We start from the raw sequence: 18,419 nt of genomic DNA, 5'->3' as shown, positions 1-18,419 counted from the left end.
GAAGATAACGTGCATTAAAGCAGCGTGCCTTAACTGCAAAAACTCACATCAGAATTATCCTTTTGTCTCTTCTGCTCCAGGCAGATCGCGTAATCCGTGCCAGGCTTATTTAATGTTAAAGCCGTTACTGATAGGGAGAAAATGATGATGATGAAGGTGTGGATTGCTATTACGTTGATTGCTGCAGCGAGCTGCTCAGTATGGGCTTCAAAAGGTGGTTTTGAGACCTCAGCAGCCATTCCTGCCGCACAGAGCGTGCAGCAGGAATAAAAATCTTAGATACCTTCGTCGTCCGGTGTGCGTCCGACCACTATCTCCAGCGCATTGCGCAGTACATCAAGGTGTACAACGTCTGATGTGCTTTCCAGCTCGGCGATAAGATACAGGATAATGGTTTTGCTGGTGACGCGTTTACCGTGCACAACAATATCGCGGATGACCGCATCCAGCACGGCTGTTTCAGCAGCCAGCTTATCGCCAGCGTGACGAAAATGGTGAATGATGTCGGCTTCGGTCGTTTGGGTGTGCTGCATTTCTTGCTGCATAGTCTTTCCGTTTAATTCCGCACCAGCGGCTGAGTTACCAGGCTAAATACCTGAAATAAAGACGGCCATCCGCAGATGGCCGCATCCTGCGGGCTTATTGCCACACTTCGCTTGCGCGAATATATCTCTTAATGCTTTTTACTGCCTGCCTGAACCGACTGTAGCGCCATCACCGGCATATCCTGAGTCTGCCGCGCGCGCGGAAACTCCTTTGCTACTTCATCCAGTGCACACTGCAGTGCCGCCAGCCGTTCAGGATGGGACTCCAGCGCTGCCATTCGCTTCAGAGTAGCAACCAGAGCGGTTGAATTGATGCGGCCGGCATCACCGAGCAGTAATGTTACTGCTTCGCCGATAACGATATCAGTCAGTCTTTCCAGGTTACTTCGTTGCATACCCGCTTCTTATATTTGCGTGCCTGCTCCGGCAGTGATATCTGGCTGCCAGTCCGGACAGCCCTGAAAGTGCTGCAGGATAAACTGAACACGCGGTTGAAGGCGTCTCAGCGATCAAACAGCAGCCCGATAAGCGCCTGGTAGTGACGCTCCTCTTCCACACTCGCTGCGACCTCCAGACGACGTAAGAGCTTTGAACAGATCGCTTTGCGATTAAGATTTTTACCCGCACGCAGGATTTCTACCACAATCTGGCCCAACGTTTCCTGCTGTCCCGGTACGGAAACCTTGCTGAAGTAATGGGCAATATCATTTGCTGTAGTTGGATAGTTCGCAATGTCCTGGCGCATGGGGAACCTCTGTAATGGTTGAAATATACTCATCGCTCAATGAGCGTAAAGTTATACAACATTGGTAAACTTGTACAGCGATTGTGTATATCCCCTGGCTTGATTTTTTTGCAAAAAATGCTAAGCGCTATTTATCATGGGGTTATAAATGAGAATAAGGCTAAGTAAGTTGTACAGCTATATCAGCAGCTTCGATAAAAAAGCGGTAACTGATGCAGAAAGCTTGTAGGCAATGCTTTGTCTTCAGAAAGAGGATGCTATCCCTGCGTGAATTGTTAATCATCAGGAAAATAGATTGTATAGGTGACTGTAACTTATAGATATTTATTAGATCCAGACCAGTCTGAGGCCGCTCTTACAAATCAACGCTGTACACATCGCTACGCATCGTTTACTTTGCGCACGCCCCCTCTATTAACTTTCAGGTATTTCAATGCGCCAGGACGGACTGCCTTCTGAAAATACAATCGGGCTGACTGGCTACTTCAGCAGGGTAACGCATCCCTGCCAGATTGAAATGCTGGGCAGGATCACCGTCGAAATCCTTCGTCAGGAGCGACGTCTTACCCGAACTGCAGTGTGCCTTAAATTGATCGGCTGGCTGGACAGCACCGAGGATGCCGCAGAGGCTGCGCATCTGCGCGAGCTGCTCGCCATGCTGTTTGGCCGTTAATAGCATTAATCATGCTGCCAGCCCGCTTTTGCGGGCTGTTTTGTATTCACTTTTTTCCGCCTGCCCTTTGTTAACGGGATAAAAAAGTCATTCACTCCGCTGAATGCCTCCTGGGGTTGCCATACACTCGTGAGTAGGTAGACTAGTCTACCTACTCACAACGCCATTGGGGCTGACAATGACGCAACAGTCTGCAAATTCAGAAACGGCTTATGAAAAGCTACTCAACGCCGCACGCATTCTTTTTTACAACCACGGAATAGGCGGCACAGGCATTGATGCGATTGTGAAACGGGCTGGCGTCGCAAAGAAAAGCCTGTACAACAACTTTGCCTCTAAAGATGAACTGGTAGCGGCTTATCTCAGGGTGCGGCATGAAGAGTGGCTGGCGCTGTATGAAAAGCGGCGTCAGATCGCTACGACGCCCCGGGAGCGGGTTCTGGCCGTCTTTAAAGCGTATGAAGATCACGCTGAGTATGCTTATGAACACGGCTTTCGCGGCTGCGGGCTGCTGAATGCCGCTGCAGAGTTGCCTGCCGGAGCACCGGGACGCCAGGCTGTACGTGAACACAAAGAGGAAGTTGAAGCGATTCTGGCTTCGCATCTGGCTGAGCTGATACACGGAGAGGAAAAAAATGCCGGCCTGGTGGCAAAGCATTTCGCCTTCCTGCTGGAAGGCAGCATCTCCCGGGCAGGCCTGGAAGGGAGCAGTCACTGTGTGGCACAGGCCCGCGCGATGGCTGAACAGATGATGGAGGCGTACTGATGCTTTCATCGGGACAACGGCTGGGCGGCATAACGGGCGTGCTGGTGGCCGCCATCCTCTGGGGTACCACCGGCACGGCGGCTACCTACGCCCCTGAGCTGAGTCCGCTGGCGATTGGAGCCGTAGCGATGGGCATCGGCGGTTTATTACAGGGACTTATTGCGGCTGGCACACTTCTTCGTCAGCGCCAGCTTATTGCCGCACAGTGGCACTTTCTGGTCACCGGCGCGCTCGCGGTTGCCGTGTATCCTCTTGCCTTCTATGCCTCCATGCGTTATGCGGGCGTCACAACTGGCACGGTGATTTCGATTGGTTCGGCTCCGCTTCTTTCAGCCCTGATTGAGTATCGCTTCGACGGCGGGCGCCTGACAAAGCAGTGGCTGTGCGGCGCAGTGCCGGGGATCGCCGGAATGATACTGCTCTGCCTGGCGCAGAGCAGCGGAGAGGCTGCCGGCAACGAACACGCCCTGAGCGGTATCGCTCTGGGTCTGCTGGCAGGGTTTACCTACGCGTTCTATTCGTGGTCGGCGCGACGCCTGATGCAGGCGGGTGTGGCGTCCGGCGCGGCCATGGGAGCAACGTTTGGTGCGGGCGGCATCCTGCTGATGCCCGTACTGTTTATGACGGGTGCTCCGCTACTGGCGAGCTGGAACACTGCGGCCGTCGGGATCTACATGGCCCTGATCCCGATGTTTGTCGGCTATCTCTGCTACGGCTATGGCCTGGCGCGTATCCCGGCCAGCCTGGCAACCACCATTACTCTGCTCGAACCGGTCATTGCCGCTTTACTGGCTGTCCTGGTAGTGGGTGAAAGACTGCCTCCTGCCGGATGGATTGGTGTCGCTCTGATAGTCGCCTGCCTCGGTGTTATTACCGCGCCAGTGAAAAGGCGCTCGCCTGTGCCGGCACGGCAGCTCTGACTCAGGTAAATGATCAGTGTCCGGCATTTGAGCGGTGGCAGCCCGGAGATTGCGCCGGGCTGCTATGGCGCGCGAAGCAGACTCTGTATCAGACAGAATCACTGACCGCGTGTCTGCAGCCCTCACTAATCATCAGCAGGCATAAACAGAACTGCTCAAACAGTTAAGCGTTATCGGTCGCTGGTGATGAGCTCCGGCTTTTTTCTGGCTGCTGAAGAGCCAGTGATAAAAAACAGTGAATGCGAAAAATCTGTAAAGCAAAATGGCATCTGCTTGCCAATTAACATCTTAACCGCTCTTTTTCCGCCGCTTCGTCATTTCCCTCTCATTTAGACCGGCCCTTTGCAATTATAACTTTTTCAATGGCTTATACTTTTTTCCGTTGTGCAACTTTTATACATCCAGGAGTGCATCATGACAGAAACATCTGCTATAGCCTCTTCATCTGCGCCGGTCCCGGCCAGCATTCTGCACCTCAATGATATCGCCGCCTTACGCGCTACCGAGCCCTTGGTAGCGGGCCAGCTGGCGGTGGTGCTGGAATATACCAAAGATACGCGGATGGGCGGCGGCGTGTTTATACACGATCCCGTCGATACCGCGTCCGTTGATGATGGCGGCATAATCTTTGTCACCGCCGGTAAAAAACGCTGGAAACGCGTGGTGCTGGACTACAACAGCGTAACCGTGGTTGATTTTGGCGCGGTCTCTGACGGAAGGACCGACTGTATTGAGGCGGTGAAACGTATGTTTGCCTGGTCGCAACGCGTGTTGCCTTCAGCGGGCATTCGCTTCACCGCAGGTGAATTCAGTATGTCGATGTTTGATATCTCAGACAAAGAGATCAACCGCTTCAAGGTCAGCGGTGCGCCGGTTAATTTTGGCTACTTCCCTACCACAACGCTGCTCTTCAACTGGGACACCCGGCCGCGCGGGCTGCATTTCTTCAAAGTTAAGGCGCGCTACGTTGAGATCTCCGGCTTTGTTATCAAAGGCAAAAGCTCAAACAGCGGGGAGGATGGCGGAACCGCCTTTAACCAGGTCGGTTTTTACGCCAACACCATTACCGGCGGTCAGTTTCTGCGCGTCTCCAGTATGGAGTTTCGCTATCTGGGCGGACGCGCGCTGGACCTGATCGATACGCTGGATTGTAAAATCGATCAGTTCTATTCACGCGGCTGTCAGGACAGTATCGTCTATGCACGCTGGTCCGATCGGGAACTGGGCGCATGGGACCACAGCACCGCCATCGAGCTCTCTAACTTCAACCTGCAGCGCGGTACTAAAAAGCCGGTGCTCGACCTTCCCCGCTGTACGCAATCTTTTATCCGCAACGGCTGGATTGAGCACTCTGAGTACGCGGGCGATCTCACTAACGGACAGTGGACAATTGAGGGGCTGGTGATTGAATCCACCGCCAATCCGATGAAGATGGGCTACTGCCGCGCCATGATCATCCAGAAAAGCGTGCACCGGGACAGCGCCGGCTTTGACTTCAGTAAAGAGGGCGTTGAGCCCTGGACGCTGCTGGCGGAAGGCGATCGCGGCGTGATGGAGATTTCCGATCTCGGCGCGGTTATTCAGGGGTCGCTAAATTACGACTTTATGACCTCGCAGCACCATATGGATAACCGCACCGATAAACCGCGCTGGTTTTACATTGGCGAGTTTAATTTCTCTGACGCCGCCTCGCAGATCCACATCCGCGTGCTGGGCAGCGCGCAGTTTCTCTCGCAGAGTGAGACGCAGACCGATCACAGCGGCAGAACGCCTGAGGGGGTAGCTCACATCTATCTGCAGGCGCGTGATAAAGCCGACACCATCGGTAGCTGGTACAGCGAGGGCTCCAGTCCAGTCATGAAAGTACACGTTGAAGGCGGCGGCGCGCGCACCAAACTCTTCGTTAAGATCCCGGACTACACCGGCTACTCAATTGCGCTGGTGGAAACCAATGGACGCGATCGCTACACCTCCGGCCAATGTTTTATCTTCCGTAAAAGCTTCACGGTGTGCGATGCAGAGGAGAGCGCGCGACTTGAAGCCGCGCCGGTTGTGGCGTTTGAACAGCGCTGGACCGGTAACAAATCGGTTGGTTTCGGCTATAACGACAATAAGGAGCTGCTGGTGCGCGGTCCATACTTCTTTAAAGATGTTGAGCATCAGCCGGGCAAATGGAAGCGCCGACATTTCCTTAAAATCAGGGTAAACGGTACACCCCGCAGCATTGAACTGCTCGACCCGGAGGATCCGCTGGGTTAAACGCAGAGGGAGCCAGGTCATATTGCGGCCTGGCATCCCGCTGGCCATTCCGGTCGGGTGCCAAAAGAGAGCGCGCTCAGATAACTCAGCATCAGCTGCAGGTCGTTGCGGGCTTTCAGCTTGCTGCGCGCGGAGAGCTTCTGCGTACTGAGCGTTTTGATACTACGCTGCTGAAACCGGGCCAGTTCCGACAGCGTATACCCCAGGATCAATCCCTCCACGACACCCATTTCTGCGGGCGTCAGCAGCTGCAGCTGAATCGGCATGATGTGATGACAGTGCGAATTGCGCCGGAGCGCCTGCATAATTTCGTGGCGGGACGCCGTATCGGGAAACACACCGTAAGCACAGACGCGAAACCAGCGGCGCACTTCCGTGGACTCCTGATTACTCATGCTGAAAAACAGACGCGCATTTGCCCGGCGGATATACCAGAGGTTAGAGGCGATAAACAGCCGCACCGCTTCATTTGATCCCTCAGCCAGAATAAAGCGCGGCTGCAGGTAAAAAATATCAGCCAGTGAATCCAGCACGACCGGGATATCGCTACTGAATTTTGCACTTGATGATTTTTTATCAACCAGGAGTGTTTTTATATGCCGGATAAATTCAGCGGAAGATCCCAGCACCAGAATGCCACAGAAATGGAGGCTGAAGATTTTATTATCCTGTGAACACATTAGCACGATGCTCTCTTATCTAAGATTTTGGAGCAGCTACTTTACCTTACCGGGTTGATTAACCTCTGTTAAAGGAGATTAAAATAGGTTATCAACGCCTTATGACGCTGATTTAACAAGCCTTAACATTTAATCGCAGCCTGCTGCCGAAAAATTCTCATGTTCACGGCTAACGCCTGCAGTACCACGAATAATCTGTCACTCTGCGTGATAAAAATGATTATACTGGATGTAATAATATGCAGCGGCAGCGCTCAGCATGAGCAAGAGGTATATTGATAACGTTGTTAAACGCCGGCCAGCAGCCATGCTGACGCTGGATCAGAAAAGGCGGCTGTCATTTTTTGCCGCCGTCGCTTTTTGGTTTATTAACGGCGCTGAGATAGCGGCAAAAAAACCGTTCTGCACGGCAGACCAAAATGGAAATCACGCAGTATGGAAAAAATTCACATCGGCAAAAACGTTATTTTTGCGCCCGATACCCGGGTGCTTGCCAACACTGAGAACAGAAAAACCATTGCGATTGGCGTATCGCCGGCAAACTGCCTGAAAGGTCTGCTGCAGGCAGAGGGGCGCGTACTTTCGCAGGATACGCTGATCGATATCGGCTGGCGTCAGGCGGGTATCGAGGTGACTATCAGCAGCGTGCGCGTGGCGATGAACCAGCTGCGCCGCGCCTTTGCACATCTGCAGGTGGAAAAAGAGCTGGTGATCATCACCGTTCCGCGTGAAGGTTACCGGCTGGTGGTCACCCATCCGCACAGCGACTCTCCCCTGCTGGCGGAAATCTCACGCCCTGCCGATCTCTCCGCGCAGGAAGACGCAGAGCATGACGCCCTGCTCTCGGCGCAACCTGATACCCCCGAGGTACCGGCGTCTGCCGGCTGGAAGCGGTTTGCGGTCGTGGCGGTTATCGCTCTGGCGCTGGGTTGCGCGCTGGCGTGGGGCATTAAAGAGGCGCTGCTGCCGGAACCCGTACCCATCAGCTACCAGCCGGTAAACAGCGCGACTGCCGGAGCCGGTCCGGAGCTGCATATTTTTGCCGTTCAGTCGCCGCGCGTTACCGATGAGCTGGTGCGCAAAACCGTGCGTTTCTGGCGCGAATATCCTGACGCAGCAGGAAAGGAGACGTTTCTCTATGTGCACGGCGGCAACGATGCGTTTCATTACGGCTTATTTGCCTGTGCCAGACCGATTGAGGAGAATAGCAGTGGATGCAAATCGTTTGTTTTTAAGACCAACTAAATGGCTGATCGCAACCGGCGTTATCGCCTTTGCTTTCCCGCTGCTAGTGCTGTTCGCGACCCTGCGCAGCCAGCCGCTGCTGGCGGGTGAATGCGCGGCGCCGTTTACCTTTGTGGAGTATTTTCATAACGGTGAAAAAACGGTGGCCAGCGGGGAGTACACGCTCTATACCGGCACCGGCAAACCTAACCGCACAACCTATACCGGCGCCATCATCTATTACGATGCGCAGGGGGAGAAAAAACGCATTGTGCGCGTTAACCGCGAAATTGCCTGGGATGTCTCATTTCGCCACGATCAGATCATCAGCAAAATCACCAATAATGGCCGCCGGATGGGCGATAACAGCAGTGACGCGGAAGTGATGCAGTATATTTTCCCTAACTACCGCCCGGATGAAACCATTCACGCCACGCTGTTCCAGCTCGGCGGATCGGTGCTGGCGACCGGTCCCCACAACGTACCGCGCATTCTGTGTGAAGAAAAATAGCCGGCTCCGCTCTCCGGAGCCGGCCCTGGTGCGGCGGTACGCTGCCGCATCGCACCATCAGAAGCGGTAGCTGACGCCCAGCGTGGCCGCGGTGTCTGACCAGCCTTTGTCGCCCATCTGCTGCCCGACTGCCAGTGATACGCCGAACCCGTTGCCGAGGTTGCCCTCAACCCCCGCGCGCAGCTCGCCCGCGTCGCGGCTGCCCTGCTGCGACACCCGCACGCCGTCCATCTGCGCCGCATAGTCTTTAGTGTTGTGGATCCAGTTGGCTTCCACGAAGCCGGTAAATTTCTGCCCGGCGCGGCCCGGTAACGTATTGCCTTTTACAAACGTCTTCACGCCGACGCTGCTGCGCACGTTATCCTGCCCGCTGCTGCGCACCCGCGTGCCGTTCGCCTCGGTGTGCTCGTCCGCCCGCACCCCGGACCACGCCGCCCGCGCCTGCGGCTGCAGGAACACCCGCGTCCGCTCCCCTTCTCCCAGCGGAATGACGTAGCCCGCCTCCAGCGACGCCGTCAGCCCGGCTGACTTCCAGGACTCGCCGGCCTGGCCCTCGCCGCTTACGCTGTTGTCAAAGCGCCCGTACTGCAGCGTCCCGTCCGCCCACAGCCCGCGCTCATCGGTGCCCGCCGCCTGCCAGCTGCCGTAGATACCCGCGCCGTAGCCCTGCACCTCGCCCCGCGCCCGGTAGCCCGTCAGCGACGAGGCGCTCCGGTTGCGGCTGGTGCCGTAGCCCGCCATCACCCCCAGCCGCGTGGTCTCCGTCACCCGCAGGTCGCTGCCCAGCTGCGTCACCGCGCTGTTTGCCCGCGTCTTCAGCTGCCCGTCGCCCGCGCTCAGCCGCCCGTGGCTGCCGCCGGTGCGCAGCCACAGCGAGGTATAGCGCGTCTCGCCGGTCTGCGGATCGGTGTACCAGGTCCCCTGCCGGTCGCTCATGCGCGTGTCGAACAGCGTGGACGCCGCCGCCAGGTTCGCCGCGTAGGCGGCCCCTTCCGGACGCAGCACCATCATGCCACCGCCGTTGTCTGGGTTACCACCGTTGCCGGGATTACCGCCATCCCCCGGATTGCCGCCACCCGGGTTTTCACCGCCGCCATTGCCCGGATCTTTACCGTCGTCATCGCCGATGATCGGCAGGCCGGTCTCCTCGTCGATACGGTTAGTGAGATACCAGTTCCGGTCGCCGCGTATCAGCCGGTAGTCATAGGCGCCCGCCACGATGCGGCCATCCTGCCGGAACGCGTTGCTGTCCGCGCTGCCCTGCACCTCAATCAGCTCGATGCCGTTCAGCGTCGCGGCGCCCCTGCCGCCCAGGTTATTCACCCGCACCTTTGTGGTGCCGGAGACGTCGCCGGTTACCACGAAGCGATCCGTGGCGGAGGCGTCTCCCGCCAGTGCGGTGCCCATCATCAGCGTGCCGTTGTTGCCCGTATAGTTGCCATCCACCGTCAGCACCGCGCCCGCCGTTTTGCCCGCCAGGTTCAGGGTGCCGCCGTTGACGATATCGCCGGTGCGCTGGCTGAAGCCGCTGAGGTCCAGCGTGCCGCCGGTCAGAGTGTAGGTGGAGGCGGCGCTGAAGACGTTGTCCGCCCCGGCGCGCAGCGTGCCGCCGCTGAGGCGGGTGTCACCGCGATAGTCGTTCCGCGCCAGCAGGGTGGTGATGCCGGAGGAGACGTTGACGTCGCCGTCGCCGGTGATGCGCGGCGCAAAGCGCAGGTCGCTGCTGCTGTGCGCAAAGTTTACCGAGGCGCGCGAAGAGGCGTTCGAGGCCAGCGTCACCGCGTCGCTTAACACCGTGCCGCCGCTGCCGGCCAGGGTCAGCGTGGAGTCTGTACCTGTGCTGCCGGCCCGGAGCAGAATGGAGTCCGCGGCCAGCGTGGCATCGTTTTCCACCACCAGTGTATTACTACTGGTGAGCTGCCCGGCTACCTCAAGACGCGAATCCTCATCGGAGACAAACAGGGTGCCGCTGTTGGTCAGACTGCCGGCGCGCACGAGCGCCCCCTCTTTTATCGCAAAGTCAGTGTCATTGTTTAATGCGTTATTTACCGTCAGCGTCGTGCCCCGGTAGATTGCCACTAAAATGCCGCCGCTGCGGTTACTCAGAGCATCTGCCACTATTTTGCCGCCATTGCTGAGCATTACCCGACCGCTGCTGATAAGATTGCCCGCCACCGTCAGCAGCGAACCGGTACCAGCCACGTCAAGGTATGTAGAGTTGTTATCCAGCAGTACACTGGCAGCACTGACCGTGGCGCCGGGTGCGCCGCTAGCGGTGTAAATATTAAGCGCAGCGTAGTTGCCACTGCCGCCGCCGCTACCGCCGAGTGTCAGCATCTGGCCGATATCTACCTGGCCGCTATTTTCCACCGTCAGCGAAGCGCCTTCGTTTGCGTCGCCCTTTATCGTTAAATCCGTACCGGTTTCCAGCCGCGAGCCGGTACCGCTGACCCTGATGCTGCCCCGGTCAATAGCAATACCATTTTTGATCTCAGCCACTGCCCCATCGAGGATATCCAGCATGCCCTGGTAAATAGAGAGCCCATTGTTAACGCCGGGAGCACTATCCACCTGTAACCGCGCACCGGACGTTAGCCGAGCGTGCGCATTTGGGCGTATCTCAAAACTTTCTGTAGCGCGAAACAGTGCGCCATCGCTAACAGTAAATACACTACCCTTCATGCTCCAGATATTGGCATGCCCAGCCAGTACCTGAGTTCCTGCCCCAGAGACGGTAACGCTGGAACTGCCTGGCGGTACACCATGGTAAGAACCAACACGAAACCTGCGAACCCGTAATGACGCACCGTCAATTATTTTAAGCGTGCCGGTATTGCTTGCAATAGAAGGCACATCAACGCCCTGGATATTATCAGATCGATCAACGCTTCCGGAGTGATAGCCATCATCCCAGGAAGCGGCACCCTGAACCGGCTTTGGTGAAAACGGACTACTAAAATAAGTACTTCCGCCATAGTAAATCCCCGCCCAGGCCGAACTGCCGAGCGTTAACGCCAGCGTGATGGAGAGTGAAAGGGTGGTTTGTTGCAGTGGTCTCATACATTTCCCCGGCGCGGCACGCGCATCTGTTAACTGAAATAGTGTGCGCGGCCTGCCGGAGTGCAGCCTGCCGGAAACGTCCCCGGCAGAAGTAAAGGTGTGACAGCAGCCCGCGATAAACAACTGGCGGCATTCTCAGGCAGCGGAAACGAGGAGTGAAATAATCTTATATTAAAAAGGGTTATTACATGCCGGGCGGAAAGCGATAATCCGCCGCAGAAAATCATATAAATTACTGTAAAATAAAGTTAATAATATTAACTCCGCCGGTTACACACGCCTTTTTTCGTCCGCAGGCGTTAATGTTTACAGGTGGAGTCTGCTGACGGCGTTAAGCGTTTTTTACCCGCTGCGCGGCGTTTCAGAACGAGGTTTACCCGCCGGCGGGTGGTGGTCTCAGCCGCTCTGGCGGCAGGGGAGCGGCGCAGCGCGCAGAAATGCGGCTGTATAAGAGCTGATAAAACAGCGGCGGGCAGATTGCGGGCGGGCAGCGCAGGAAACGGACTGGCTGATCGCGGCATCATCTGAATCTGCCGGGGTAACATCTGACATGCGGGAAAGGCATAAAAAAAGCCGGCTCCGCTGGACGGAACCGGCTCTCTGTTACCCGTTAATTAAAAGCGGTAGCTGACGCCCAGCGTGGCCGCGGTGTCTGACCAGCCTTTGTCGCCTATCTGCTGGCCGATGGTGCCTTTCACGCCGAAGCCGCCGCTCAGCGCCCCATCGACGCCGACGCGCACTTCACCGATGTTCCGGCTGCCGCTCTGCGCGACCGCCACGTCGTCCATGCGCACGCCCCAGGCTTTCGTATTGTGGATCCAGTTGGCCTCAGCGAAACTGGTAAACGTCCGTCCGGTCTGGCTGTCCGCCGCCGCGTGACTCTTCATAAACGCCTTCACGCCGACGCTGCTGCTCACATTATCCTGCCCGCTGCCCTGTACCAGGGTGCCGTTACGCTCCGTGTGATCATCGGCTTTGATGCCCGACCAGCCTGCCCGCGCCTGCGGCTGCAGGAAGAATGCCTTACGCTCGCCTTCACCCAGCGGGATAACGTAGCCGGTAGAGAGCGATGCGCTCAGCCCTTTTGATTTATAGGACTCGCCCGCCTCGTCCTCGCCGTCAACGCTATTATTGAACCAACTGTACTGCAGCGTACTGTCCGCCCACAGACCTTTTTCGTCAGTCCCTTCTGCAAACCAGGTACCGTACAGGCCGGTGGTATAGCCGTTTATCTGCCCTTTCGCCCGGTAGCCGGTAATGTCTGACCGCGTATTGCTTTTGCTGTTGCCGTAGCCCGCCATCACGCCGAGGCGCGCCTTATCGGTGGCCATGACGTCGCCGCCCAGCATCGTGACCACGCTGTTGGCGCGGGTAGAGAGCTGACCGCTGCCCGCGCTGAGCCGGTTATGGTCCCCGGATACGCGCAGCCACAGGGAGGTGTGTTGCTCTCTGCCGGTGAGCGGATCGAGATAGCGGGTGCCCTGACGTTCGCTCATGCGCGTGTCGAACAGCGTGGACGCCGCCGCCAGGTTCGCCGCGTAGGCGCCGCCCTCAGGACGCAGCACTATCACGCCTCCGCCATTGCCCGGATTGCCGCCGTTGCCCGGGTTACTGCCATCACCCGGATTGCCGCCGCCAGGGTTTTCACCGCCACCCTCGCCCGGGTTTCCGCCGTCACCCGGATTTTCACCTCCGTCGTCGCCGATAATCGGCAGGCCGGTCTCCTCGTCGATACGGTTGGTGAGATACCAGTTCCGGTCGCCGCGTATCAGCCGGTAGTCATAGGCGCCCGCCACGATGCGGCCATCCTGCCGGAACGCGTTGCTGTCCGCGCTGCCCTGTACCTCAATCAGCTCAATGCCGTTCAGCGTCGCGGCGCCGCTGCCGCCCAGGTTATTCACCCGCACCTTCGTGCTGCCCGAGACGTCGCCGGTTACCACGAAGCGATCCGTGACGGAGGCGTCTCCCTCCAGCGCGGTGCCCATAATCAGGGTCCCGTTATTACTCGTATAATCACCGTCCACCGTCAGCACCGCGCCCGCCGCCTGGCCCGCCAGATTCAGGGTGCCGCCGTTGACGATGTCGCCAGTGCGCTGGCTGAAGCCGTTGAGGTCCAGCGTGGTGCGACTGTCCAAAGTATAGGTGGAGGCGGCACTGAAGACGTTGTCTGCCCCAGCACGCAGCCTGCTAAAGAAATTGAGGCGGGTGTTACCACGGTAGTCGTTCTGCGCCAGCAGGGTAGTGATACTATAAGAAACATTGACATCGCCGTCGCCGGTAATGCGCGGCGCAAAGCGCAAGTCAGTATTAGTATTGGTTTGCACAAAGTCCACCGAGGCGCGCGAGGTTGCAGTTGAAGCAAGCGTCACCGCGTCGCTCAACACTGTGCCGCCGCTGCCGGCCAGAGTGAGCGTTGAGCTCGTACCGGTGTTGCTGCCCTGAATCAAAATCGCGTCCGCGGCCAATGTGGCACCGTCCGACACATTTAGGGTTTTACTGCTGGTGAGCTGCCCGGCGACCTCCAGCCGTGTATCCTCTCCTCTAACAATTACCTGACTATTATTGGTCAGGCTCCCGGCGCGTACGATCGCACCCCGACTGACTAACAGGCTATTATCATTGGTTAAGCCGTTTGTAACCGTCAGCACCGTGTCGCGGTCAGACACATCCAATGAAGCGGCGCTGCGGTTAGTCAGGGTATCTGCCACAATTTTGCCTCCGGCGCTGAGCCCCACTACACCGCTGCTAACAAGACTACCCGCCACCGTCAGCAGTGAACCCGCACCGCTAACGTAAAGGCGCGCGTAGCGGTTGTCCAGCAGCACGCTGCCAGCGCTGACTATGGCATCTGCCGCGCTACTATTGGTGCGCGCAATATTTAAAATGGCAAGGTTGCCGCCGCCGCTGCCGCTCAGGGTCAGCGCCCCACCAATCTCTGCCCGGCCACCGTCTGCTATTTGCATCTGGCTGTAATTTGCGCTGCCGCCGTTAAGCTGCATGTCATTCTGTACATTCAGCTGCGCGCCATCGCTGACAGTCATACTACCGCTATTTGAGAAAGTTGCTGCAACAATCTCTGACCCTGCTCCGGAAAGTGTGGTGGTGCCGTAACTACCTGTCATAAAAGTATTAACATCGATAGTTGCGCCATTGTTAATCTGCAGATCGCCGTTGAGAGTGGTTCCTACATTAATTGTACTACTATTGCCGCCGCTCCAGCTGCCCGCTCCCGGAGCAGGCGGCGGACTTCCGGTAAATATTGTGTCGCCGGTGTAGTTAATTCCGGCCCAGGCGGTCTGGCCCAACGAGAGAGCAAGGGTGATGGAGAGTGAAAGAGTGGTTTTTTGCAGTGGTCTCATGGATTTCCCCGGCGCGGCACGCGCATCTGTTAAATAAATAGTGTGCGCGGCCTGCCTGAGTGCAGTCTGCCGGAAACCTCGCCGGCAGAATGGCAAATAATGACAACAGTCCGCGATTAATGACTAAAGGCATTCTCAGGCAGCGGGAATGAAGAGTGAAATAATCTTATATTTGAAAAATATTATTACATGCTAACCATAAACCGTCAAACTGCGGAGAAACATATTTAAATCCATGTAATATAGAGTTAATTATATTAATCGCTTAGTTTGCCCTCTTATAAATAATAGCCTGAGACTGATTATATAAAAGGTATATAAGAGATATAAAGCAGCCGGCTCCGCTGTGCGGAACCGGCTCTTTGTTACCCGTTAATTAAAAGCGGTAGCTGACGCCCAGCGTGGCCGCGGTGTCTGACCAGCCTTTTGCCCCCATCTGCTGCCCGACCGCCAGTGATACGCCAAACCCGTTGCCAAGCTTGCCCTCAACCCCCGCGCGCAGCTCGCCCGCGTTGCGGCTGCCCTGCTGCGACACCCGCACCCCGTCCATCTCCGCCGCGTAGTCTTTGGTGTTGTGGATCCAGTTGGCCTCTACGAAGCTGGTAAACTCGCGTCCGGTGTGGTCATCCGCCGTGGCGTGGCTCTTCATAAAGGTCTTCACGCCCACGCTGCTGCGCACGTTGCCCTGCCCGCTGCTGCGCACCCGCGTGCCGTTCGCCTCGGTGTGCTCGTCCGCCCGTACCCCGGACCACGCCGCCCGCGCCTGCGGCTGCAGGAATACCCGCATACGTTCGCCCTCACCCAGCGGGATCACGTAGCCCGCCTCCAGCGACGCCGTCAGCCCCGCTGACTTCCAGGACTCGCCGGCCTGGCCCTCGCCGCTTACGCTGTTATCAAAGCGCCCGTACTGCAGCGTCCCGTCCGCCCACAGCCCGCGCTCATCGGTGCCCGCCGCCTGCCAGCTGCCGTAGATGCCCGCGCCGTAGCCCTGCACCTCGCCCCGCGCCCGGTAGCCCGTCAGCGACGAGGCGCTCCGGCTGCGGCTGGTGCCGTAGCCCGCCATCACCCCCAGCCGCGTGGTCTCCGTCACCCGCAGGTCGCTGCCCAGCTGCGTCACCGCGCTGTTCGACCGCGTCTTCAGCTGCCCGTCACCCGCGCTCAGCCGACCGTGGCTGCCGCCGGTGCGCAGCCACAGCGAGGTATAGCGCGCCTCGCCGGTCTGCGGGTCGGTGTACCAGGTACCCTGACGGTCGCTCATGCGCGTGTCAAACAGCGTGGACGCCGCCGCCAGGTTTGCCGCGTAGGCCGCGCCTTCCGGGCGCAGCGTCAGCTGCCCTTTGCCCGGCGTGCCTGTGCCGCCGCCGTTATCACCGCCCGCGCCGCCGCCAGAGCCGCCTTCACCCGCGCCCTCCTCCACGCTGTCATCGATGACTGGCAGCCAGTGCTCCAGATCGTCAAACGAGGTGATCTTCCACGTCTTGCCGTCGCGGTAGAGGCGATAGTCGTATGCGCCCGCCACGATGCGGTTCTCCTGAATAAAGTTGCCGTCCGATTGTCCCTGCACCTCCACCAGCGTGATGCCGTTCAGCGTCTCCGCGCCGCGCCCGCCGAGGTTGCTCACGCGCAGAAAGGTGTCACCCGCGGTGTCGCCTGTCACCACCATCCGGTCGGTCGGCGAGCCGTCGGCGCCGAGACGGGTGCCAAAGTGGATCAGCCCGCCGTTACCGGTGTAGTTGCCGTCCACGGTCAGTACCGCGCCCGCCGTTTTGCCCGCCAGGTTCAGGGTGCCGCCGTTAATGATGTCGCCGGTGCGCTGGCTGAAGCCGCTGAGGTCCAGCGTGCCGCCGGTGGTGAGGGTATACGTGGAGGCGGCGCTGAAGACGTTTTCCGCCCCGGCGCGCAGCACGCCGCCGCTGAGGCGGGTGTCGCCGCGGTAGTCGTTCTGCGCCAGCAGGGTAGTGATACCGGAGGAGACGTTGACGTCGCCGTCGCCGGTGATGCGCGGCGCGAACTGCAAATCAGTATTTGCGTGCATAAAGTCAACCGAGGCGCGTGAGTAGGCGCTTGAGGCCAGCGTCACCGCGTCGCTTAACACCGTGCCGCCGCTGCCGGCCAGGGTCAGCGTGGAGTCAAGTCCGGTATTGCCGCCCTGGATTAGCAGCGTATCTGCGGCCAGCGCGGCACCGTTCTGCACCACCAGGCTGTCGCTGCTGGTAAGCTGCCCGGCGACGTCCAGGCGAGTATCCTCTCCGGAGAGGTTTACGCGGGCGTTATTGGTCAGGCTGGCGGCGCGCACGGCGGCGCCATCGGTGACCTGCAGGATATTGTCGTTGATTAAGGCGCTGGTGACCGCCAGCGCTGTGCCGCGACCGTCCGCCAGCAGAATGGCGCCCCCGCGGTTTGTCAGGCTGTCCGCCACGATCTTACCGCCGGCGCTGAGCGCCGCCACGCCGCTGCTGACAAGACTGCCCGCCACCGTCAGCAGCGAGCCCGCGCCAGAGACGTTAAGGCGCGTGTCGCTGTTGTCCAGCAGCACGCTGCCGGCACTGGCCGTGGCGTCTGCCGCGTTGTCGCTGGTGCGGGCAATATCCACAATTGCGAGGTTGCCGCCGCTGCCGCTCAGGGTGATCGCCCCGCCAATCTCTGCCTGACCGCCGTCTGCTACCTGCAGCTGTCCGTTCTGCGTGCTGCCGCCCGTGATCTCGAGGTCATTCTCTACTTTTAACTGAGCGCCATTCTCATTTACCTGCACCGCGCCGCCGCTGATGAAGGCTCGGGTTAGGTCCGCTATCGCGCGGTCGTGAATAACCAGTGAAGCGTTTTCCTGAACACGGGTAGCAGCATAAAATTTTAATTGCGCACCCGACGTTAGCAGTGTATTGCTGCCGGACTCCAGTGAACTCAAGAAGAGAGTATTAAGCTGCGCGCCATCGCTGACAATCAGGCTACCGTGGTTGTTGAAAAACGATGTATTAATCACCGATCCCGCTCCGGAGAGCGTAGTGGTGCCGTAACTACCTATCGTGAATGTGCCGATTCCGTTTTCGATAGTTGCACCACCCGTGACCTGCAGCGTGCCATTACGTGTTTCTCCTACAGTGACCGATCCACCTGCGTTTCCACCATTCCAGCTGTCCGCGCCCTGTGCCGGCGGCGGATTATCCCCGTTGAAAACGGTGTCACCAGTGTAGTTAATGCCGGCCGAGGCGGTCTGGCCGAGGGTAAAGGCCAGAGTAATGGCGAGCGAGAGCGATTTCTTTTTCAATGGTTTCATAGTCTGTCCCGGCGCAGCGCGCGCAGCTGTTAACGAAAGTGAGTGCGCGGCCTGCCAGGGTATATGCTGCCGGAGGGGAACCGGCGGCGTCAGCGCAATAAAAGCAGCCCGCAATAACTGACGGACGGCATTCTCAGACAGCCGGAACAAGGAGTGAAATAATCTTATATTAAAAAGGGTTATTAAGCGGTGACTGAGCGTGACGGAGAGATGTGACGATTTTATCTATGCTACTGAATTTGCAGGTTAATAATATTAAACGGACTGATTTTGGTGATACATCCAGGCTGTACAGCTGCGCCCTCACCTGCGCAAACTGCGGCGAAAGATAATTAACTTTTTACAGATGTGAGGCTGTTTCTGACGCCAGCAGGGTGCAAGGCTGCAAACTGCAAGTAAAAAG

General features: G+C 58.0%; 14 protein-coding genes. 7 read left to right on the top strand and 7 right to left on the bottom strand.

The features are described 5' to 3' along the window. Window positions 1-141 precede the first annotated feature (141 nt). Entirely contained in the window at window positions 142-270 is a 129-nt protein-coding gene (locus F3J39_RS18955; protein ID WP_255420999.1) for a hypothetical protein, read from the top strand. 5 nt (window positions 271-275) lie between these two features. Here F3J39_RS18955 and F3J39_RS16015 read toward each other — a convergent pair whose 3' ends face one another. From F3J39_RS16015 to ycgZ, 3 genes are all read right to left on the bottom strand, one after another. Next, window positions 276-533, bottom strand: a complete 258-nt coding sequence (locus F3J39_RS16015) for a biofilm/acid-resistance regulator YmgB/AriR (protein ID WP_166714440.1) — start codon at window positions 531-533, stop codon at window positions 276-278. A gap of 140 nt (window positions 534-673) precedes the next feature. Next, entirely contained in the window at window positions 674-940 is a 267-nt protein-coding gene (locus F3J39_RS16010) for a hypothetical protein (RefSeq protein WP_065647985.1), read from the bottom strand. A 107-nt stretch (window positions 941-1,047) separates the two neighbouring features. Continuing rightward, window positions 1,048-1,290, bottom strand: coding sequence for a regulatory protein YcgZ (gene ycgZ / locus F3J39_RS16005; protein WP_065647984.1), 243 nt, complete (start codon window positions 1,288-1,290; stop codon window positions 1,048-1,050). Between the two features lie 433 nt (window positions 1,291-1,723). Between ycgZ and F3J39_RS16000 the strand changes: the two genes are divergently transcribed. The 4 genes from F3J39_RS16000 to F3J39_RS15985 all read left to right on the top strand — a co-directional run bounded on the left by F3J39_RS16000 (window position 1,724) and on the right by F3J39_RS15985 (window position 5,908). Continuing rightward, the gene (locus F3J39_RS16000) at window positions 1,724-1,963 is read left to right on the top strand and encodes a biofilm development regulator YmgB/AriR family protein (protein ID WP_104085916.1); all 240 of its coding nucleotides are present in this window, start codon (window positions 1,724-1,726) and stop codon (window positions 1,961-1,963) included. A 178-nt stretch (window positions 1,964-2,141) separates the two neighbouring features. Continuing rightward, window positions 2,142-2,729, top strand: coding sequence for a TetR/AcrR family transcriptional regulator (locus tag F3J39_RS15995; protein WP_166714407.1), 588 nt, complete (start codon window positions 2,142-2,144; stop codon window positions 2,727-2,729). Then, window positions 2,729-3,649 (top strand): EamA family transporter, encoded by a 921-nt coding sequence (locus tag F3J39_RS15990; protein ID WP_211049719.1) that lies wholly within the window; start codon window positions 2,729-2,731, stop codon window positions 3,647-3,649. Before F3J39_RS15995 ends, F3J39_RS15990 begins: the two co-directional genes overlap by 1 nt. 414 nt (window positions 3,650-4,063) lie before the next feature. Further along, the gene (locus F3J39_RS15985; protein WP_166714406.1) at window positions 4,064-5,908 is read left to right on the top strand and encodes a hypothetical protein; all 1,845 of its coding nucleotides are present in this window, start codon (window positions 4,064-4,066) and stop codon (window positions 5,906-5,908) included. Window positions 5,909-5,925: 17 nt separating this feature from the next. Here F3J39_RS15985 and F3J39_RS15980 read toward each other — a convergent pair whose 3' ends face one another. Further along, window positions 5,926-6,588: a hypothetical protein gene (locus F3J39_RS15980; RefSeq protein WP_108570264.1), complete on the bottom strand. Its 663-nt coding sequence runs from the start codon at window positions 6,586-6,588 to the stop codon at window positions 5,926-5,928. Window positions 6,589-7,023: 435 nt separating this feature from the next. Between F3J39_RS15980 and F3J39_RS15975 the strand changes: the two genes are divergently transcribed. Together F3J39_RS15975 and F3J39_RS15970 are read left to right on the top strand one after the other, a co-directional pair. Continuing rightward, window positions 7,024-7,833, top strand: coding sequence for a winged helix-turn-helix domain-containing protein (locus tag F3J39_RS15975; RefSeq protein WP_108570263.1), 810 nt, complete (start codon window positions 7,024-7,026; stop codon window positions 7,831-7,833). Next, the gene (locus F3J39_RS15970; RefSeq protein ID WP_166714405.1) at window positions 7,799-8,323 is read left to right on the top strand and encodes a hypothetical protein; all 525 of its coding nucleotides are present in this window, start codon (window positions 7,799-7,801) and stop codon (window positions 8,321-8,323) included. The genes F3J39_RS15975 and F3J39_RS15970 overlap by 35 nt, the downstream gene beginning before the upstream one ends. A gap of 57 nt (window positions 8,324-8,380) precedes the next feature. Here F3J39_RS15970 and F3J39_RS15965 read toward each other — a convergent pair whose 3' ends face one another. From F3J39_RS15965 to F3J39_RS15955, 3 genes are all read right to left on the bottom strand, one after another. Then, a complete protein-coding gene (locus F3J39_RS15965; RefSeq protein ID WP_166714404.1) occupies window positions 8,381-10,894 on the bottom strand; it encodes an autotransporter outer membrane beta-barrel domain-containing protein in 2,514 nt (837 codons plus the stop codon). A gap of 1,103 nt (window positions 10,895-11,997) precedes the next feature. After that, on the bottom strand, window positions 11,998-14,742 hold the full coding sequence (locus F3J39_RS15960; protein WP_166714403.1) for an autotransporter outer membrane beta-barrel domain-containing protein: 2,745 nt from the start codon (window positions 14,740-14,742) through the stop codon (window positions 11,998-12,000). 376 nt (window positions 14,743-15,118) lie between these two features. Then, window positions 15,119-18,016, bottom strand: coding sequence for an autotransporter outer membrane beta-barrel domain-containing protein (locus F3J39_RS15955; protein WP_166714402.1), 2,898 nt, complete (start codon window positions 18,014-18,016; stop codon window positions 15,119-15,121). Window positions 18,017-18,419 lie beyond the last annotated feature (403 nt).

Origin of the sequence: Pantoea sp. Acro-807, from assembly GCF_011752675.1 — a bacterium.
Lineage (GTDB): Bacteria > Pseudomonadota > Gammaproteobacteria > Enterobacterales > Enterobacteriaceae > Pantoea > Pantoea eucrina.
This window is presented reverse-complemented; position numbering and strand designations above follow the sequence as displayed.